This is a genomic window from Bacteroides faecalis, from assembly GCF_003865075.1.
Lineage (GTDB): Bacteria > Bacteroidota > Bacteroidia > Bacteroidales > Bacteroidaceae > Bacteroides > Bacteroides faecalis.
Genome location: NZ_BHWB01000008.1, coordinates 53,678 through 75,531, shown reverse-complemented (window position 1 = coordinate 75,531; position 21,854 = coordinate 53,678). Strand labels below are relative to the sequence as shown.

Genomic DNA, 21,854 nt, shown 5'->3' with positions numbered 1-21,854 from the left:
TGTTTACAAATTCTCTCTATACCAGGCAATTGCCTCATTTAAACCTTTTGTAAAATCATATTGAGGATCATAGCCAAGCATTTCCTTAGCCTTACTAATATCGGCATTAGAGTGCTTGATATCACCTTTACGATCAGGACCGAAATTAGGATCTATATTCTTTCCTAAAGCTTTTGTTAATGTGTAATAAATATCAATGAGATATTCTCGACCGCCATATGCAATATTGAAAGCTTGTCCTGCTACTTCATGTGAGGCCATACATGCTTTTAAGTTTGCTTCAATCACATTTTCAATGTAAGTAAAGTCACGACTCTGTTTTCCGTCACCATTAATAGTGGGCTGTTCATCGTTCAGTAACTGCTTGATAAACTTAGGTAGTACTGCGGCATAGGCACCATGAGGATCTTGTCTGCGGCCAAATACATTGAAATAGCGCATACCATAAGTATCAAGTCCATAATGTCGTGTATACTGTTTTGCCCACTCTTCATCACAGCGTTTTGTCAATGCATACGGAGAAAGAAGGTTGCCTTCCACGCCTTCTTTTTTAGGCAAATTAGCCTCGTCACCATAAACTGATGAACTTGATGCATACACAAATTTCTTCACTCCATTTTGGCGAGCTGCCTCCAACATGTTCAATGTACCTTGAATATTGTTCAAGCTATAGAATAAAGGCATTTCTATAGAACGAGGCACACTTCCCCATGCCGCCTGATTAAGTACATAGTCTACACCCGCACACGCTCTCATGCAGGTGTCAAAATCTTTGATATCTCCCTTAATAAATTCATAATTAGGATTATTTAGAAACAAATCCACATTCTCTTGCTTTCCGGTGCTCAAATCGTCTAAACAGCGTACCTTATAACCAAGATTAAGAATGGCCTCACACAAATTTGATCCAATAAACCCGGCACCTCCTGTTACAAGAAATAGACTTCTCGCAGGAAATTGTAACTCTTTGTAAGTCATATTAATATATTATTTTCTTAGTTTCTTATACTCGTCAATATATTTCTGTGCTATATAATTGATGTCATATCTCTCTGCAAACTGATAGCATCGTTGAGCAACATTATCATAGTGTGTTCTATCACTAATGAGAGATTTTACTACCGAAGCGAGTAAATCTGCATTCTGATACTCAAAAAAGTCAGCTACTCCTGCGGCATTATCATTTAAACCTGGAACATCACTTGCAACAAAGGGTTTTCCACATGCCATTGCTTCGAGCATACTGATACTAAATCCTTCATATTTTGATGAAAGAATAATAATATCAGAGGCTTTCATTACCCCAATCACATCAGATCTCAAACCTAAAAAATGAATTCTATTATTTAAACCCTCATTACCAACAATCCGTCGATGTTCCTCAAGTCCCTCACCATCACCTACACATAAAAAATGTATATTATCTGGCAGATTTTTCATACTCTGAAATACTGTCTTATAATCCTTCATCCATGCAAAACGTGAGACCATAGTTAAAAGAACTGTACTATCAGATAATCCTAATTCTTCTCGAATATTGACCGAAGGTGTCTGTTTAATTGCAGAAATATCTATTCCATTATTAATCACAGTAATTGGTAATCCTATAACATGGTTTTCAAGGGACTCTTTTACTTTTTCAGAGATAGCGAAAATGCAATCGTAGCTTTTATAAAAGAATCTATCAAAAATCTGGAAAATTTTCTTGCCTCTACGACGATTATTAGTGCTATGTTCTGTGTATACTAATACCGGCTTTTTCTTTTGACAGAATTTACAAGCCACAGCAAAATAAAGAGAAGGGAATAGGTGTACATGTACAATGTCAAAATCGTTATCCCTTATATATTTCCAAAGTTTTATAAAATTAAGTGGCGAATAGAGAGAAGTAGATAATTTATCTACTTTAATGCCTACGCTCTTAATATGATTACTAAACTCATCAGTTGAAGGAGCCACAAGATTTAATAATGAAACTTCCACCTCATTATTTTGATGCTCAGCAATAATTAAATCTAATAGAAATTTTTCAGCTCCTCCTCCTCGCTGAAGCCGATTTTCAAATTGTAGTATCTTCATATGTAGCTATTTGATGCCTCCTATTTTTCTTTGTATAAAAAAATCCTGCTAAGTCCGAACACCTCCACAAATGGTGCATAAAATATTGTTATATGATTTAATTATTTTTAATCTCCTCAATTATCACTTCAACATATTGTGTAGCACACTTCGTGCAAATCTATAAGATCATTAAACAAGGTAGGATTATTGATAAACTTTCTCTCCGTGAATCATATGTGTTCCTTTCAAAATCTTAGGATGTATATCCCTTAAAGACCTATACCCTAAAAATGCGTCCCAACATAGTAATCTCATCTTCGAATAAACCTTTTTATTGTGAATGTACGAAAAAATCAAACAGGAACCTTGTTCTATCAATCTTTCAATAAAGATTCATAAGTATACCCTCTGCCCACCACAATTCATATATAGAAGTTGTAAAACTCTAATTGGCCCCTTATAAGTTGTTTTCTATAATTTTTTCATATACATTAGCTACCATATCTTTAGCTATACATTTCCATGAATACTGACCATTCTCGTTCCAATCTGTCTTTATATTTTCAGCATAAACACCTAATATATCTGTATTAGAAACCATCCAATTAAGTCCTGCTGTTAAATGAGAAGAATCATCTGCCCTTACTATCTTTCCATATTTTCCATCTATCACTTCAATAGGTAAATTACCCGCATCGGTACACAACATTGGTTTTCCTAATGCAAAAGCAGATTTTGTAACACCACTCTGAGTTGCAGTTCGATAAGGTAAAACAGCAAACATACTATTTCTTATAAGATTAGCTAATTCATCATTTTCTATATATCTATTAAGGATTATGACATTTTCATTATCCATATTCTTCACGATCCCCACATTATCTTTTCCTGCCAGCACAAGTCTTATTCCTTGCTTTGGCAAGTTTGATTTAAGGTAACTTTCCACTAAAATATCTACACCTTTATAATAGTCTATACGACCAAAGAATAATACATATTTACCATATTGATTACTTATTAAGGGATACGAATTTAAGAAATCATATGCCCCCAATGTAGAATGATATATAGTATGAGGAATATTGTTTAATTGTTTCTTTAGAATATCATCCGAAATATATGAATAAAGCAAAATATTGTGCATCTTCTTTATCACAAAATTACGAACTTTATATAACAGTTGTATTTTAAATGATTCGTTATTCCTATGTTCAATTACATCATGAACAGATAGTAACATTTTTCGTTTGCCATCCATCATAGCAGCAAGCATACTTTTTTGTTTGCCAGTACCCACTAAATGCACAATATCAGGGTTATAAGCATTCATGAATCTAATCATTTTCTTATTAAGACGATAACAAGAGAGCAAAGAGAAGTTGGTGTAATCATTCACAATAAACCACTGCTTACGATCTATCATTCCGTCGTATTTTTCCATGCCAGGATATTCTGTAGCTATAACAATTTCTTCTTTTTTGAGTTGACTATCCAAACTGAATGCTGAAGACTTCAGATTCATAGGTGCTACATACAACAATACTCGTACGTCAGCCAACTTGGATAATTCTCTTATGTAAGAAATCTCTAAATCAAAAAAGTTAGGTGAAGTAAGATATAATATTTTCATTTCTTAATCAAGTAAGCGTCCCAAAGTGAGTATAAACTTTTCTCCATTGAATGTATAAAAGGCACCCACAAAACTTTAGGATTAGTGTTATTTTATATTTTTCAATGATCTAAGCCTATTTACGTAAATATCGTCCCCCTATTTCAAAACAATACATACTGATTATCAAGTACTTATAAAAACGAACAAGTATAGTTATAAAAAAGCTCTTAATCATATATTTTAGCAATTGCATTATTGTAACATGTCGACTTTAAAGGCTTTTCGAATAAATATTTACCCTATTCACATGGACAAAGGGTCTCATATTCGGTTCTTCCTCAAATCAGCTCATGCAGAATCTTTAGGAATATCACAGAAAACCGTATTAATTACGAGGCTCTTTTAATTTCATTTCTTCCACTCCAAATTAAGCCAAGACCAACTATAACAACGGCAGGAAGTGCTATCACTGTATTTTTTCTTTTGGAAAAGAACAGTTCTTCAAAACTTTAATTTGTTTCCGTACTCTCGGCGAGATGTTTTTTTTGAACGAAGAATTTTTGATGATGATATTTTCCGCCTTATTTATATCCAAAATATTTATGACGCAATTTTCAACCTCAATATTGTAACTATTATCCCAAAAAACTAGTTTATGATCAAAACAACAGTTACGTATTTTAATACTTGCCGTTTTATCAAGATTGATAATGGCAAGATCCTTACCCTTGATGTTCTCTCCAAAGCTACATCCATCAATTATAATATTCTCCATAATAGTTTGAGGGTGATTTGGCTCGATATCAATACCAGCACCTGGGGCGGTGAATTTAATAGAACCGATTTTGATAAATTCGCAATTTTTCACAAGGATATCCTTACCTGCGATTATGCTTAACCCTTGACGACGTCCGGATTCACATACTACATTCTGAATGCGTACATTACGACAAATGTTACCTCGCTCTCTTATCGATTGGCCCACATAGATACAGTCGCCCCAACAATTCTTAATTTTAATATCTGTTATGTCAACATTATCAGAAGTCTGTACAGAAATACCCATTCCCATTGCCCTTTATCGCCAATATGGGTAGCAACATCCCCCATTATTATTCCTAAGCCATGCACTACAATATTACGTTTACTATTTATATCAATAATGTTGTAACGTTCAAGTTCGTTACCTTCTAAAATAATAGTTCCATCAAGTATAAGTTCTGTGTTACTATTTAGTACCATAACTGATGGATACTTTTTATCGGCTTTTACTGTATAATTTCCTCTTGCAATATGGATAGTACCTTTGTGATTATCCCCAGTAAGCATGCACATACTTCGGAAATTGCTTGTATTAGCTTCAGTATCTTCATTCATATTAAACCACGTACTATAAATATGTCTCACATTCCAATCACCACTAAATTGAATTCCATAGAATCTAACAAAGGCAACATCGGCTTTAACATTTGAATTGTTACCTTTAAAGAAACCATTACTTATTGAAGCATCGCTATTAAATGAAAGAGAAGCCCCCTTAGGCATAGTAATTGTATCACCCAACAAGTCGTACTTATAACATAGTACATATTCTGCACCAGGTACAGTTAGCATAGACTGTCTAAGTACATTTTTCCCGTTTTCGAAGTTTTGAGGGAGTACTATTTTCTTTGCACTAGCAATAAAAGATATTGATATGCAAAATAAAAGAAGGGCATATTTCATCATTCTACTCATACCTATCATTTCATAAATTTACGAACCATGATTCTATGATACTGCTTTACTGATAACAAGAACAATAAATCTCGCAATATATGACGAAGATTTCTTTCGTATCGAAGACAATGCATCACTATTGATTTACAACTTGTGATATATTCACGATTCATTATACCCTCCGCGTTATTCTCTATCATATCATCTGTGGCACGATAATAAATACCTAATACAATTCCAGCCTGATACTTTACAAAGATTCTTCTTGCTTTTTTATCATCGGAATGCTTGGCAAGTCGTTCAAATCTATCGACTATATATAGTAAACTCTTAAGTCTTTTAGGATTCAACGTTTTGTCTGAGGTAATATTCCCCGATACTCTTCTAAGGTAGCAATAAGAAAAGATTCGCTGAAATACAACAGACTGCGCAAAAATCATCATCCGAGGAACGAACTCCATATCCTCATGTATAAGACCTTCAACAAAGTCAAGTTTGTTATCCAATAGAAATTTCCGTCTAAATACATATATTTGAACGGGAGTATTTATGAATTTTTCATTAAGCATACATTCTTTGCCAGTACAACAATAACCGTCAGGATAAGGATGACGCCTTTCTCTAATCATTCTTCCTTCCTCATCATATTCTTTAATTCTGAAAACGAATACATCCTCTGTCGCTGATTTTAACAGATGAAGAATCTTATCAATACACCCATCTTCAAGCCAATCATCACTATCAACAAACCAAATATACTTACCCTGAGCAGCTAGAAGTCCAGTATTACGTGCCCCGCTAAGACCTTTGTTTGTCTGGTTAATCACATGAAAATTACTACGAGCCTTATCAAACTCTGCAACAATTTTCATCGAATGATCAGGGGTACCGTCATTAACTACAATGACCTCCAGATCTTCATATGGGAACGCCTGATTATAGATACTATCTAAAGTCTTACGTATGTATTTCTCGACATTATATACAGGAATTATAATACTTAGTAACATATGCTTATTTAATTTCGTAAATTAGAAATGGGTTTACATCTGAAACCTTCGCCTTTCGAACACCTAAACCGAGAAAAAAGCTACCAAACATATAAAACATAGCTAAGAATATGAGTATTTTAGATATGGTACTGGCTGCTTTAACTCGAACAAAAGCCATATATGCAAAGATGCCCCAACCTATATTATAGAATATTTTTATATAAGTTGCAAAACGGGAAAAAATCATGTTATAACCCAACAACAAATCAACAATGATTGCCAAGCTACCTATCAGAGCAATATTGTTCATTATTGGATTGCTAAGAAGTCCGCGCTTTCGAAAATAGTAATAACTATATATATATATACCTCGTGTTACACTTAGTGTGAGCATCTGACGTAGATTAGCGCCCGTCGTCTCAGACTGTAACGAATCTAAGGTCGATACATCGTACACTGCCGAATCGAAAAAAAGGTTGAAAAGCACTGTGATTGATTCTGCAGATGAAGCGAGAATATCAAAGAAAACAGAAGATGACACAGTAATCACGAGGAAAGCTGAAACTGTCCATACAGGCTTTACAAACTCTATCTTTTTTAGAAAATAAAACACAGGTATCCAAATGATAGCAGAAAAATGAAGCATGGGTGCTATGCAGGCAAATATCAGTGCCCTTAAATTCTTACCGTCCCAATAATCTCGATAAGCTAAAAGTAAAAACGACATTGCAAAAAATTGTCGAGATATTACCAAAGCCAAATTAGTAGAGGTAACGAAAACGAAAGGTAATACCCATACCAAATATTTTCTATTATCTTTAAAAAGATAACATATAGAAAATATCCACATGAAACACTCTATTACGAACATAGCGTAATAGTTGAATCCCAGTATCGTCAACATCTTTACGAATATGTAAAAACCTGGCTCTCGCCAACCGTTGTTCTCACCTCCCGACTGAATATATTCGTAATATCTTACATACTGACTCCAGTCCTGCATATAGTCATACCTGAATCCGAAAATTACAAAGTAGACTATGCACACTACCCAAAAACGCCCATCTCTTAAAAGACTTTTGTTATATATCTTCTCTAATTTCCCACCCTTAAGATTCAAATATGTAGACGGAACGACAAAGAATATCAGCAAAGTAAAAATGAACAAAAATATAGTCTGAAATTCTTTATCAAATCCTAACAACATTTTTTAATATTTTTTTCAACATTCCAAAATCTATGTTACACGACTATACCCCAATTCACCCTAAGCTACTTATTCAGATTTTTGAAGAGCTAGGGCTGTTGAGTATTCCCGTTAATCAATGTTTCAAGAGACGCAGTAGGGTTAGACACAATTGTAAAATTTATAAGCTACTGTACAGAATTCCAAACATCAAGGTACATTTGAGCAACCTTCCTTGATGCATGGTTAGCCATCACAAATTCTATTGCGTTTTTTGAGATTCGTTCCATTCTGCGAGGGTCATCAATCAAATCACAGAATTGTTTATAAAGAATGTCTTCATCCATACTTGAAGGTATTCCTATTTCTTCCCCTTTGTAATGAGGATATTCTTGCAGACTCTCTTCTTCAAACCCTGCAAAAACTATTTTACCTGCAGCCATTCCATACATTCCGCTAGTAGCTTTGTCATGAGCATAAAGCTGATCGATATAGATATGACACTCTGAGTACATTTTTTGATACTCTTCAAATGGTACGCCTTGTACTATTTGATATTCAACTTTATTCCCATATTTAAGAACGACCTTCTTAATAACTCTATCAAAAACGTCATTTCCTTTACGGTATTCTTTACCTTTCTGCCATCCATGAAAAATTTTAATAGGTTCTCCTTCTTTTATACAAAAAGGGATTCCTATTCTACTCTCATCACAAGCAAAAGGTATCAACTTTGACGTTTTGCCAGTCCATTCATAAGCAGATTTATATACCCATGTCGGTGCTATTATAGCAGTAGTCTTCTTTACAATATAATCCGTTAGATATTTTCCAAAAAACAATTCAAAGATAATCTTATCTCTTTTATGCATTTTATACATCAAAGATTTATTATCATTTGCAAAATACCATCTATCTACATAATAGTCATCACCTAATACTGCCATAAATATTTTTTTATTATGCTTTACTAAGTAACTTACTATATATCTATTGATTAAATCTCCAAATGGGAAAAATCTAGGATTATTAAGCATTACGACGTCATATCCTACCAATTTCATCTTCAAAGATTTCCAAATTTTCAGGAAAAGAAATAATCTCGAAATACCAAGCCTATTCCAAACTTTATAATGCAATATTGATGCATACCTATTAGAAAATGGCTTTACTTTTATCAAATAATCAGTTGGTATATGTTTATAGCTATCTCCGTCAGAAATTCTATAAGTTTCGACGTCTAATTTATTCAAGCCTTTACAAATTTCAAGAAAAGCTCCAGAATACTCACCTAAGAATAATATTTTCATAGATTGACTAGATTTCTTACAACAAATCTTTTAGTTTCTTATATTTAAGTTCACCCAACAATGACTGTATATGTGAATCGTCAAAATAAGTGTGGCCACTCTCCACTCTCCCATCTGCTTCAGGCCATGGCACTGCTACTACATTCACTCCATATTTCTCTGCAAATATTTCAGCGACATCATGAAGGGAATGAGTCTCGCCACCGACATTATAAATCTGATTGTCAGAAGCTGGATTCATAGCACCTTCCACCATCTGATAACAAATATCGTAAAGATGAGTAAAAGTACGTTTATTTGTTCCACCTCCATACATAGTAATATCCTTTCCTTCTGATGCCATTTTTATAAAAAAGCCCACAGTACCAAAACTGTAATTATCATCCAACATATTACCATAAGGCACACAGATACGGAATACAGTAAAAGAAATATCAAAGTTATAACTATAAGCCTTTAGATATCCTTCACAGGCTATTTTATTAACTGCATAAATAGTCTTTGTATCCTTCTCATCTTCCTCTTTCAAGGCTTTATCTACTCCTTTGTATACAAGCCTTGTTGAAGGGAATACTACTTTTGGTCTATATGGAGATTTGCGGATTGCATCTAGTAAATTAAGCAACCCGATCTCGTTTACATCCACAAACTGCTCATAACTATCAAAGCCTGCTTTAGTTCCTGTCAAACCTGTCATCATGAAAATATAATCCACGTTCAGGTCAATACCTGCTACAGCTTCTTTTTCTAGCATATTCACTTTGTGATAATACTCTTCATGAGAATCAACTATATCATATTCTTCGGCAATGATACCTTTATGTTCCTTCAAGTACCAAACCAAGTGACGACCAATGTAGCCCTTTGAGCCTATAATTGCTACTTTACACATAATCCAGCCATATCTCTAAAGTCTGTCAGTAACTTTGCTTCAGTGCCAACTAATTTATATTCATTTTCTCTGAACACTTCATCTTTTATACAAGCCTCAAATTGCTCTATGCTCTTTCGGAAAGCATCATCAACTGGAAGTTTTCTTGTCTCGTAAGCTTGGTTCTTTTTGATGGTGTATTCAGGTTCAAAACCAGCAGGTGCAGTAAAAATACGATTAGAAGTAATTGTTCCTTTACTTCCCCAAATTTCAATGTCACACTTATAGTCATTGTCCATACCAAAAGCTAACTGTGCAGTAACACCTTTATCATTAACCATTGTAGCTGATCCATACATATCGACTCCAAATTCATCGATATAATTGAGTTGCGTAGTTGTTAATTTAGCTGTATCCCCTAGCAAATAGGAACCATACTTAATAGTATACCCCCCTGCATCAATCAAAGCACCTCCGCCTAAAGATTTGTTATAACGGAAATCATTTTGAGCACGACGAGGGAAACCAAAAGAAATACGATAGAGTCGTATATCCCCAATTTCTCCACTTTCCACAACATCATTTATAACTTTAAGTTGCTCATGATAAACAAACATATAATTCTCGTGGAAAGCAAGATTGTTTTTGCGAGCAAGTTCTATTAATCCATTAGTATCAACAGCATCTGTTGTAGAAGGTTTCTCTACAAATACATGCTTACCATGCTCCAAAGCCAATTTAGCCCATTTAAAATGCAATGCTGGTGGTAAAGGAAGATATACAGCATCTATATCATCTAAAGACACTAAATTTTCATATCCTTTGGTTATCTTTCCACTTCCCCATTCATCAATGAAGGTCTGCGCCTTTGCAGTTTCTTTTTCTAAACGGCTCTCCTCTGCTTCTGCATCAAAATTAACTCCTTTACCATACCATTCCTCAGCACTAGCGACACCTATTCCAGCAAAAGTAAAGTTCTTTACTTGCTTTAATGCAGGCAAAAATCTTCTGAATGCTATTTCAGAAGGACATATTATTCCTATTCTTATCATTTAACAAAGCTTATTGCCGACAACAACGAGCGCGCTGCGATATTTAGATAATTGTTATAAGTCACAAACGAAAGCATCTGATTAAGTGTCATCCAACAATAGTTAAGGTCTACCTCCACAGGAAAATCATCCCCTACTTCAACGATAGTATTCAGATTCTGTTCCTGAAAGAATCTTCCTCCTTCTTCGCTCTGATATGTAGAATACCAAATATTCTCTTTTGAAGCATTCATAAAATATTCCAAATAAGGAATAGTGTATTCATTTAAACCCTTACGGTAATTTCCCGTAAGGCACTGAACTGTAGGAGCCATTTCAACGATGTCAAAGTTACCACTCTCCAGTTTAGCTTGAACAAGAAAATGATAAATACCGTTAATTTTCTTCACAAGGAATCCCATCAGACCATGCTGAGCAGAACGTACCATCGGCTGATCCCACGACACAACCTCACGGTTGGCAATTTCACAACGAACACCGATTACATCAAAATACTTATTAGCTTCATGATGGATAGTATTACCATCATAAATCCAATTATTCATCTTAGAAATACCAATTTTCTCTACATCCAATTCATACTTGAATTTCAATGAAGTCATCCATTGTATAATCTCCTCCAATTCATGCAAGTGATTATTATGACTCAACATTGAATATATCAGTTGGTCGTCACTCTTGGTGTTTAACTTCAAGAATGCTGACATCATCTTAAGAGAATGCTCGGAATAATTTCCAAATCGAATACATGAAATTACTGTACGCGAATCCATATTCACCACATTCGGATATCGCATCAGTTCTTTCAATTGACCAAGAGAAAGCCATATAAAATTCTCCTTAATCTCTATTTCCTCATTCTCTGAAATCTCCACTATGATGTTACGATTGCGTTTCTGCAAAAATCTTGCCCCCTGCTCGCTTTGGAGTTGATCAACAAGTACATGTACCTTCCTCACTCCATTGAAATAATCCAAATAATTCGGTTTCTTTCCTCCATGTACCTGCATAAAATTACTCCGAGTAGCCTGCAGTGTTGGAGAAAGTTGAACAATATTTAGGTTTCCTGGTTCTATTTTAGCTTGGGCAAGAAAATGTACAACTCCACCAATCTTCTTAGTGATGAAACCAAGAAAACCTATCTCAGGCTGATTTATAATTGGTTGATCCCACGTAGATACATCGAGATAATTTGTTGCAATTCGTATACCATCAATGGAAAAGAATTTACCAGAATCATGTCGTAACCTATCATCTCTATAGCTCCAGTTTCGAACCTCTTCAAGTGGAATCTGTCCGATATTGCTCACTACTTCATCATTCTGCTGTTTCATCCAGACAAGGACTTTTTCAGTTGATATAACATTGCCTTGACTGATGGCAGAAATAAGAAAATCAAGTTCTATTTGTTCTATATGCATATATTATAAATAGTTTATAAAAATGTTGTGTTTCTTAGATATTCTATAGTTAGCATTCAATTTTGACATGTCTGTCAAGGAAAGCCGCTAAAAGGAGGTTTTCCTATAAACAAAATCAAAAGTTGGACAGTATTTTAGTATTTGTTATTACTTACTCCGATGATCAGTGACAATAAGTTATCATAAATCCCTACGACCTTTGACAATCTCATCGAAAAAAATCCCATATCCACGTCTCCACCCTGTTCATATGTGTATTGGAACTTGGTACAGGCATGAAGTATACAACAGAGATGCTCCACGTCAATCAGTTTGTCGTCGAGATACATATAGACATTATATCCGTCGGACTGAAGGACTTTCGCCTGACTATCCTTCAATATGTGTTTCAACGTATCCCGTTTTCTGGAGCCATCCTCGTAACGATAAATTACAATACTGATCTTTCAAACAGGTCGTAAGAGACTTTGTTCAAGTCACAGAAAGACTCTATTGAGCTCCCTGCCGAAACAGTCACTGCCTTGTAACGGATACAAAGACGTTCAAAATCATTGTAGCTATACATTGCCTTTTGATTTAAAGCTACAAAATTCTATTTTTACTCTTTATATAATACGTCAAAATTGGATGCTAACAGATATCATTTTGGAACGCTTACTACTTATTTAACTATATAAATATTTCAAAGGCTACTCTTACCTTAATATTTTACTTTTTAACACACTAAGTAAAGAGATTCTACGATCTAATCCTTTTAACGAAAAACACACAGAAGAGGCAGCTACAATGCCACCTATAAAATAGGTTTTCAAAGATTCTTTCAATACAAGAGCAATAATTAAAGCAAATATTACTAAAAGCAACTGCGGTACAAATAATTTTCCAAAAGATTTACTAAATGTAAAGTCGAATTTTTTATGTCCTACTATGTAAAGTTGAATTGTGTAAATTAGAAAATATGCAAGAGTAGCTATACCTAGACCTTCTAATCCCATAAAATAGAAACCTATAAGTTGTAGTGGTACCTCATAGAATTTAGCTAATATTTCATTCTTAATAAACTGTTTCGCATCGCCTCTTGCTATGAAATTATATGAGATAGACCAAGAAATAGCTTTAAACAAAATACCCACTGCAGCCCAAATAATATAAAGATCTGCCTCTAAAAAATTTTCAGAATATATCAATCTTACAAATAATGGCATAAAAACAATACATAAAGCTATTAAAGGAGCAACAATAAGAATAGCTATTTCTATTTGGTGATTAATAATTGTATTTCCCTTTTCAATATTCTTATTCACCGCAGCTAATCTTGGATAATAATCTGTTGTCATTGCTGTAAAAACTAGACCAGTATATGTGTTAATGATTGTAAAACCAGCTGCAAAAAGCCCAACATCATCAATACCACCCTGGGTTCTTATAAACCATCTTAGCAAATAAGATATACACATGGTCATAATATTACTCAATGCCATCGTAGCTCCCATCTTCATTATAACTTGACCATCGACTACTGCCTGCTTTATCGTTACTTTTTCTTTTTTTACTTTTACCTTATTAACATAATACCATGTAATCAATAGTGTGGTAAGCGCTGTTAATATTAAAGTTGGGACAATTCCTTTAATACCAAGCCAATAATAAAGAGGAACTGAAACAATTAATCCAACAGTTGCACCTATTGCAGATGATTTTGCTAAATAACTTAATTTTCGCATTCCTTGAAGAATCACTTTTTGGGCTGCACCGATTTGATTCAGTAGCAGAACAATACTCAACAGAATAAAAGGAATTGTATAGTCATTGTTTCCAAAAGTCAATTTGCTCCAATAAGAAGCAAATACTAACATAGATAGCATTCCTAATAAACCTGTAATCCAAACAAGTTTTTGTATAACAGCTACAATATGACTTATCTTTTCAGTACAACCAGATGCATTAGCTGCACTTACATCTCTTACAGCACTCTGTTCAAGTCCAAAATTAGTAAAACCTTGTATAAGACATATAGTACTTTGATAGAGACCCATAATTCCCATTCCTGTTGTTCCAAGAAGAACTGCGATGAATTTTGTTTTAATAATGCTAAGTAGTATATTATACACCTGAACTCCACCAAACAATGATGTTGACTTGAAAATACTTCTATAAGACTGAGTTTCCTCTATATTAGTATCTTTTACTTCCGAGGATATTTTCATAATAAAATTCTTCTTTTTAGTTAACTAACGTTCCAAAGAGGTTTTATGCTCTTTTAGATGAGTACTGAAAACACATATCCACTTTTGTAAGCACTCCAACCTCTAAAATCAGCAAAGCAGAGATTCGAACATTTTAAATTTAACTTTGATTTAACTATTATCAGCATGAAACAACTGATGAAATCAATGTTTCGTAGTTTTTTATTTCCAGACATTATTTCACGATACACATGAGTGATGTATCCCTTGATGTCAAAGAGATACATCTTTATTGTTTCAATAATGGTCAAAAAAGACTAGAGCAATCCTCCCCCTTACCTCTTCACTGCTGAAGTGAGAAGAATTCTTGAGAGATACTATAAAGGACGTACGCATGTTCCTCCACCATGTTATCTATATGTAGGATCTTTAGCTATCTGAAACAAACTATATTTCCCCCAACACATATAGCTCACATTAATTATACGCCACAATCGAATGTCTCCGTTTAGCACTAACATAATCCTTCCAACTTTTCAATGAGCAACTTCAAAGAGGGATAGTCTACATTCTGGTGCTGTACGGTCAGGGTATTACTAAAGACGACTTCCAAAACCAACTTCTGTTTATCCAGCATGACGAACTAGGGGAAAATACGCTAATTGTATGATATCCTCTTTGTTATCATCAACTTCATTCCCTATCATTTCAATAGGAAAAATATCAACATTCTTGCATCATCGCTCAAACAGGTTATAAGGGACTTTGTTGGAGCCGTAGAAAGACTCTATCGAGATTCCTGCCGTTCCGACCTTTGGCTTGCAACAAACAAAAATATGTTCGATAACCACTTCCTGTTATCTTCATAATATTTTTCTTATTGGCAAATTTATTTTTCACCTAAAGAGTTTCCTTTATCCAAGACATCAAACCGGGAGTTTTTAGAAATAAACTCTGGGACAATCCTCTTCATTAAAGCAACTGTATTCATTATCTCTACATTACGAGCAAGATTCTCAAAATCAGCATAAGCTTCTAACACGTCATTATACTCATAACGACGAACTTTAGCAATTTTGATCTTCTTATTGGAAGTTGGAAGAGTGTTCTCCTCAGTGCTCAATAATTCTTCATACAACTTTTCACCGGGACGTAAACCTGTAAACTCGATTTTTATATCCTCATCTAAGCGATAACCGGCCAATTCAATCATACGCACAGCAAGATCTACAATCTTCACTGGTTCTCCCATTTCAAAGACAAAAATCTCATTACCCTGCCCCATCATACCAGCTTCCATTACCAAACGACAAGCTTCGGGAATAGTCATAAAGTAACGAATGATATCAGGATGAGTTACCGTCACAGGCCCTCCATTTTCGATTTGTTCTTTGAAACGGGGAATTACGGAACCATTACTACCTAGTACATTTCCAAAACGGGTAGTGATAAATTTAGTCTTACCTTTGACCTTGCCTTCTTTGATAGCAGTTCCCAAGCTTTGGACATAAATTTCAGCCAAACGCTTGGAAGCTCCCATCACATTCGTTGGATTGACAGCTTTATCCGTTGAGATCATAATCATCTTCTCAGCTTCATATTCCACCGCCATTTCTGCGATCTGACGGGAACCAATTACGTTCACATAAACTGCCTCGCAAGGATTCTCTTCCATTAAGGGAACATGTTTGTAAGCGGCAGCGTGGAACACGATTTGAGGATGATATAGGTCGAAAACCATACGTATGCGTTGTTTCACACGAACATCACCAATGACAGGGACAAAATCAATATTAGGATATTTCTTCTCAAACTCCAAACGGACATTATGAAGGGGAGTTTCGGCAGAATCAAACAAGATTAATTTACGGACTCCAATCTGAGCCAACTGACGGCACAACTCACTACCAATACTTCCGGCTGCTCCTGTTACCAAGATAGTCTTATTACAATATTCGAAAGCAATCTCTTGCATATCGATTTTGATTTCTTCGCGTCCCAAGAGATCTTCTATCCGAATGGGACGAACAAATTGATGAAAGAATCCATCTGTATCAGCCTCACTGATAGAAGGAGCTATCATTGTTTTGATGCCGCTACTTTTACAGTATTCAAGCAAGCGATTTTCTTCTTCTTTGATGGATTCATTACGAGCAAATAGAATGCCCTGAATATGATGTTTTGTTATCAGAAGATCAAAACTCTCTTTATTACTAAAAGAATAAACCCGAGAGTCCACCAGTATTCGACGACTATGGTCAGGACTATAGATACAAAAGCCCACTATTTTATAATGAGAACTATTACGCAAACGGGTTTTAAGAGCAACACTTTTGTCGTCAGTGCCATAAATTAAGATCTTTGTATCTGTTTTACGGACAATACCAATTAAGGATTCATAGGTGACAATGACTAAGACTCGCAGACCTATCAAAGTGACTAGAGTTAGCATTCCGTCAGAAATGACAAATACCAGATTCTGACTGCCGAATAGTTTATCCCCCTCAAAAAAGAAGAAAACAAAAACAGCCATACAAGCCGTTTTAAACAAAACACTGCAGGTGATACGCCACAGGTCCTTTATCTCGGAATAACGAATCGTATTACGGAATGTATTGAATATCAGATCTCCAACTGCACTTGACAATAAAGCAACAGCTATTACCTTAATCAATTGAATCGCATTCCAGTCTATACCTGTAATGTAATGAATGCCGACAAATGTAAACAATGTACATAAACTGGCAATAATTGTATCTACCCCCAAAATCAGCCAGCAACTAAAAAAATTCCGACTGGTGTATTGAAGGAACTTTTCCAATGATTTCTTCATGATGATATATCTATAGATTCCCCTTTAAACATTATACTAGCTCTTTCTTCAGCTTATCCAAAAGATCTTTTGCCCATAGCTTCCACACTGACGTGACAACTACAGCCAAGAATACAAAAAGTATCACATACGTCTTCTTTCCTGTACCGGAAGGTTGTTGTGGAACGACGGCAGGTTCTACTATCGCAAACACAGGTTTCTCTTCCTGAACTTTTGCTCGGGCTACTTGCAATTGATTAGCAACCTGACTATAAACTTGATAGGCTAAACTCATATCATTCTGTAAACGTTCCTGTTCAGCACGAACACTCTGAAGAATCAAATTATCATGAGTATCTACATAAGTCGCATACTTCTTCTGAGCAGTATAATACTCGTCCTGACGCTCTTTAAATAGTTTCTCTAAATATATGCAATCTTCCTTAGCTTTGGAAGTACGATAACCCGTTATACATTCCTGTAATTTATGGACAACCGAATCAGCAACAACTGCAGCAACCTTAGGATTCTGAAAAACCACAGAAACACTAGTCATGGCTGTTTTATTGTCTACTGTAGCCGATATATTTTTCTTTAAAGCATCTATTTTTTCTTTTTCTTCTTTGGTTAATGTAATCATTCCAGATCTCATTTTATCAACAGTACTCTCTTCATTGTCAACAGTAAATAATGATTTCACACCACCTATTACCATACCAGGTATACCAAAAACATAGCTCCACCAAGGAGAAGACTGTGTATCCAAATAAGATGTCAAAGTTGTGTTCCCGCCTTTATCTGAAACAGGAACATTGATCTCTAAAAGTTCCAATAAAAAAGGTGTAGAAGATACAATATCAGACGAAAGAGAGGCATTCAATGCATCCATACCATCACCAACTGTTGCTCCACTACCTAAAAAAGAAGCGGCAAGACCGGCAAGCCCATTGTTTCCTTTAGAGTTTCCCATTTCGGGAGATAAGGTAATTTGAACAGTATATTGTTTCGGAATACTTAAAGCAACTATAATGCCTATGATTAATCCTATCCCAGCAGCCTTATACAAAGTCTTGCGGATACCGATTATTTTGCGTAAAATATCCATCAGATCAATTTCCATCTCATCTGCTTTTGATGTGTTGGAAACAGATAGGGTTTCTTTATCTAGTTTCTGTTCTGTCATAATAGGTATCTATTATTTCTTTATCAAGTTAGCAATAGAAGCAATCATTATGCCCAAAGAACTGAAAGAAGTGGCATAACCCAAAATCTCACCCATATTAGTACGCTTCTTCGACTTGCTCGGAACAATGATCTCACAACCGGACTCAATCTGTTTTCTACCATTACCTTTTACCTTAGTCACCTGACCATTCATGTATACGATAAATTTCTTGCTCTTCTTGGCATTGTCAGAATATCCACCAGATTGGTTTAAATAATAATTAACATCCTTACCTTCTAAGTAAGATACTGTATTTGGCACCATTACAGCACCGTTGATAGTGACTGTATTCGTATTCTTCGGAATGGAAATGACATCACCCTCACGTAGAACAAGATCAACCGAGCTTTTAGGATTAGCTAATGCTTTCTCCAAATCAATGCCTACGGTAAAGGTATCCTCAACATCGATTCCCAAAGAATCAACCATCGCTTCTCCCAACTGACGTCGCATTAAATGAACCACATTCGCCATACGTTTTTTCTCACTGGCATTGGCTACTCGAGTCAGTTTGGCACCACGTAAGTAAGCGTAATTTGTAGCACCGCCGGCCTTATTCACCAAATCAGAGAGACGTTCTTCGCGGCTAGTCAAGGCATAAGTACCACCAAACAATATCTCACCTTCTATACCTACGTTTTGTTGTGCCTGGTAACCCGGACTGCGACGGACATAGACTTCATCATAGGGCTGAAGAACAAAACCGGACTGACCGTCGATGACAAAACCGTCTTTCAAGGAAAAAGAGAACATTTGGCCAATGGTGTCGTTATCGGCCGTACTACGGGGATTCTTGATGCGTCTGGTTACATCAACGCGAACGGTTGAAGCGGCCTCGCGTAAACCACCTGCTTGAATGATCAGGTCCTCCAAGGTCATGTTATCGGCATAAGGATAGGAATCGGGTTTGGCGACTTCACCATGAACGGTGATATTACCGCGGTCGGACAAATCATGAATGCTGGGGATATATAGGATATCGTTCTTTTGCAAGGCAATATTAGGAGAAGTGCCGTCCATGATGGACTTGATATCGATGGGTAATACTTCGGTGGTTAAATCATCATGCTGACGGTATAAAACTGAACGGTTCAGGAAAGCATCACCGGTCAGACCTTGGGCTTCATTCACCAGTTCACGAATGGTATTCAGGGTACCGCTCAGCTGGTAGATACCGGGACGATAAACTGCACCGCGAACTTCAAGCTTGTTGGTGAAGCGGTTCAGGATGGCTTCGGCGGTTACTACATCACCGTTACGCATCTTATAGATGCTATAATCGATATCTTTGACTGTATTTACTTCGTATTCCTCACCATTCTGGCGTACAACACGCAAAGAACGGGTATAGGCGTCGGCATCAAAGCCACCGGCGTATTTGATTAAGGTGGAAAGGGGTTCGTCTGGCTTCATTTCAAAACGCATCGGGCGTTTTACTTTACCGCTTAGCTTTACCAGAACGTCATAGGCAGGAACGATGACAACATCGCCTTCCTGAAGACGGATGTCATCTTGGGCGTTGCCTTTCATGATGAATTCGTAGACGTCGATGGTGGTAAGTTTCTTGCCATTGCGCACTAGTTGGACGTTGCGCAGACTACCGATATCACTCACACCGCCTGCACGATAGAGGGCGTGGAAGACTGTGGAGAAAGCGGAAAGGGCGTAGGTACCGGGCTGAACGACTTCTCCCATGATATTTATCTGGATGGTACGGATATTGCCCAGGGTCAGGCGAATATCGGAACTCGGATCGGTAGCGTTATTAAGGCCGTTATAGATTTTATTCAACGATTTCTTCAGATAATCATTGGCTTCAGAAACGGTCAGACCACTCAGATAGACAGGACCGATCTTCTGGATATTAATCGTTCCGTCAGGAGAGATAGCTTGACGGATGGTATTCTGGCTGGCGCCCCAGATATCAATAATGACTTCATCGCCGGGGCCCAAGCGATAGTTAGGCGGAGTAGCAAGATTGGAACTTGGTTCAAATGTCAGATTTCTAGTATTAAAGATATTGCGTCCGAATACTTGATCTTCGCGGGATAAATCTTGAGTACTGGGATGGTCTTCCAACATGTCGGAAGTGTTTTCTTTCATCTCTTCGCGAAGGCGAGATTCATTTATATCTGTACCGGTAGCATTGGAAGTGTTTACATTATTCTGTTTCTCGTATAATTCTTTTACTCGAATGGCTTGTTCCTTGGTTACACCTTTACGGGCTAATTCTGCGGCCATTTGTTTCTGTTCCTTGCCTTGTTTGATACCCTCTTTGACATATTCAAGGACTTGTTGGTCACTCATAGTCTGAGCCATCAGCAAAGAGGTGCTACTCAACACTAGAACTAATAGAAATAAGCGAAATAGGTTTTGTATTTTCATTTACTAATCAAATAAATATCAATTAATTGAGAATGAGTGTTGTAATTCATTATAAGTTAAAAGAAGGTCTTCTTTTAAAGGTGATGGGGGAAGAAGGGAAAGAATGTTACGGGTACGAAGTAAGATGGTGTGTTTTTTTAATTCGTCTTCGGGATTAGCATACATCGACACACTATATCCCATTAAAAGAGCTAAACACAAAGTGGCTTCCTCCTCCGAAGTTCTCCCATGCTGAAAATATAGCTCATTAATCTGGTCGTGAATGCTTTTATTTAAAAAAGATAGGTCATCGGCATAGATATCCAAGTTACTCCCGTCAGGAAGTAACTTATGAACTGAACTTAACAAGTTGTCGATTTTCTCCTGTAATACGCTCGTATCCATCTTAGACGCTTACCCGGCTTAGCAACGGTTCAACATAACCGATAGGCATATCGACACAGGCACAACCCAACATATCCAGGCGAACGGCAATTTTACTTTTGCCATCCATAGTCACCAGCTCACCAACAAGACCGGCCAAAGGACCTTTGATCACACGAACTTCTTCACCGCGAGCCAAAGGAGTGCTGTTCATGTGAACGGCTTCTTCTGAATAGTCGAGCATGAAACGGAAACGGGCCATCTGATCATCTGGAATGACCGTAGGAGTACTTTCACCGCGCATCACCATATAGCGGCTGACAGTGGAAAGAGTCAGAACTTCCATGCGTTCTTTAGGTGTAACATGGACAAAGACCATCATAGGAAGAAGAACAGCTTCTACTTTTTTACGACGGTCACTCCATTGATGGATTTCCTGCTGAACAGGAATAAAACTGTCAATCCCCATTTTGCCCAAACGCTCGGCGACTTTCTTCTCGTGATGCATACGAACCATTGCAACGTACCAACGTTTTGGGTGTGCTACGCCTTCCCCTGTCCCATAAATAGGCCCAGCAATTACTGATTTTTTTTCTAATGAAATCATATTTTTTACCCCATATTCATCCGTTACTTCTTAGGTAACGGATGAATATGGG

Annotated in this window: 18 protein-coding genes; all 18 read right to left on the bottom strand. The window is 36.3% G+C overall.

The genetic code is table 11. The annotated features are described in order from the left end of the window. Positions 1 to 3: 3 nt before the first annotated feature. Positions 4 to 978, bottom strand: coding sequence for an SDR family oxidoreductase (locus tag EJF25_RS14180; protein ID WP_025075868.1), 975 nt, complete (start codon positions 976 to 978; stop codon positions 4 to 6). Between the two features lie 9 nt (positions 979 to 987). Further along, positions 988 to 2,079: a glycosyltransferase gene (locus EJF25_RS14175; protein ID WP_125041718.1), complete on the bottom strand. Its 1,092-nt coding sequence runs from the start codon at positions 2,077 to 2,079 to the stop codon at positions 988 to 990. A gap of 439 nt (positions 2,080 to 2,518) precedes the next feature. Further along, positions 2,519 to 3,691 carry a glycosyltransferase family 4 protein gene (locus EJF25_RS14170; RefSeq protein ID WP_125041717.1) on the bottom strand — a complete coding sequence of 391 codons (1,173 nt, stop codon included), beginning with the start codon at positions 3,689 to 3,691 and terminating at the stop codon, positions 2,519 to 2,521. Positions 3,692 to 4,139: 448 nt separating this feature from the next. Further along, complete coding sequence (locus tag EJF25_RS14165; RefSeq protein WP_160119420.1) at positions 4,140 to 4,739, bottom strand: right-handed parallel beta-helix repeat-containing protein; 600 nt, start codon at positions 4,737 to 4,739, stop codon at positions 4,140 to 4,142. Continuing rightward, positions 4,700 to 5,410 (bottom strand): hypothetical protein, encoded by a 711-nt coding sequence (locus EJF25_RS14160; protein WP_125041715.1) that lies wholly within the window; start codon positions 5,408 to 5,410, stop codon positions 4,700 to 4,702. Before EJF25_RS14160 ends, EJF25_RS14165 begins: the two co-directional genes overlap by 40 nt. 5 nt (positions 5,411 to 5,415) lie before the next feature. Continuing rightward, positions 5,416 to 6,402 carry a glycosyltransferase family 2 protein gene (locus EJF25_RS14155; RefSeq protein WP_125041714.1) on the bottom strand — a complete coding sequence of 329 codons (987 nt, stop codon included), beginning with the start codon at positions 6,400 to 6,402 and terminating at the stop codon, positions 5,416 to 5,418. 4 nt (positions 6,403 to 6,406) lie between these two features. Continuing rightward, on the bottom strand, positions 6,407 to 7,591 hold the full coding sequence (locus EJF25_RS14150) for an EpsG family protein (protein WP_125041713.1): 1,185 nt from the start codon (positions 7,589 to 7,591) through the stop codon (positions 6,407 to 6,409). A gap of 167 nt (positions 7,592 to 7,758) precedes the next feature. After that, positions 7,759 to 8,880: a glycosyltransferase gene (locus EJF25_RS14145; RefSeq protein ID WP_125041712.1), complete on the bottom strand. Its 1,122-nt coding sequence runs from the start codon at positions 8,878 to 8,880 to the stop codon at positions 7,759 to 7,761. A gap of 16 nt (positions 8,881 to 8,896) precedes the next feature. Then, positions 8,897 to 9,772 carry an NAD-dependent epimerase/dehydratase family protein gene (locus tag EJF25_RS14140; RefSeq protein ID WP_125041711.1) on the bottom strand — a complete coding sequence of 292 codons (876 nt, stop codon included), beginning with the start codon at positions 9,770 to 9,772 and terminating at the stop codon, positions 8,897 to 8,899. Beyond that, positions 9,760 to 10,803, bottom strand: a complete 1,044-nt coding sequence (locus tag EJF25_RS14135) for a Gfo/Idh/MocA family protein (RefSeq protein WP_125041710.1) — start codon at positions 10,801 to 10,803, stop codon at positions 9,760 to 9,762. The genes EJF25_RS14140 and EJF25_RS14135 overlap by 13 nt, the downstream gene beginning before the upstream one ends. Further along, a complete protein-coding gene (locus EJF25_RS14130; RefSeq protein ID WP_125041709.1) occupies positions 10,800 to 12,224 on the bottom strand; it encodes an NDP-hexose 2,3-dehydratase family protein in 1,425 nt (474 codons plus the stop codon). The genes EJF25_RS14135 and EJF25_RS14130 overlap by 4 nt, the downstream gene beginning before the upstream one ends. Positions 12,225 to 12,358: 134 nt before the next feature. Next, positions 12,359 to 12,655, bottom strand: a complete 297-nt coding sequence (locus EJF25_RS25745; RefSeq protein WP_262707212.1) for an IS66 family transposase — start codon at positions 12,653 to 12,655, stop codon at positions 12,359 to 12,361. Positions 12,656 to 12,919: 264 nt separating this feature from the next. Then, complete coding sequence (locus tag EJF25_RS14120; RefSeq protein WP_125041708.1) at positions 12,920 to 14,431, bottom strand: oligosaccharide flippase family protein; 1,512 nt, start codon at positions 14,429 to 14,431, stop codon at positions 12,920 to 12,922. Between the two features lie 868 nt (positions 14,432 to 15,299). Continuing rightward, positions 15,300 to 17,243, bottom strand: coding sequence for a polysaccharide biosynthesis protein (locus EJF25_RS14115; RefSeq protein ID WP_125041707.1), 1,944 nt, complete (start codon positions 17,241 to 17,243; stop codon positions 15,300 to 15,302). Between the two features lie 31 nt (positions 17,244 to 17,274). Then, on the bottom strand, positions 17,275 to 18,405 hold the full coding sequence (locus EJF25_RS14110; protein WP_125041706.1) for a chain-length determining protein: 1,131 nt from the start codon (positions 18,403 to 18,405) through the stop codon (positions 17,275 to 17,277). 12 nt (positions 18,406 to 18,417) lie between these two features. Beyond that, positions 18,418 to 20,832, bottom strand: coding sequence for an SLBB domain-containing protein (locus tag EJF25_RS14105; protein WP_200832913.1), 2,415 nt, complete (start codon positions 20,830 to 20,832; stop codon positions 18,418 to 18,420). 18 nt (positions 20,833 to 20,850) lie between these two features. Continuing rightward, positions 20,851 to 21,216, bottom strand: a complete 366-nt coding sequence (locus EJF25_RS14100) for a UpxZ family transcription anti-terminator antagonist (protein WP_125041705.1) — start codon at positions 21,214 to 21,216, stop codon at positions 20,851 to 20,853. Between the two features lies 1 nt (position 21,217). Further along, a complete protein-coding gene (locus EJF25_RS14095) occupies positions 21,218 to 21,802 on the bottom strand; it encodes a UpxY family transcription antiterminator (protein ID WP_125041704.1) in 585 nt (194 codons plus the stop codon). Between the last annotated feature and the right edge of the window lie 52 nt (positions 21,803 to 21,854).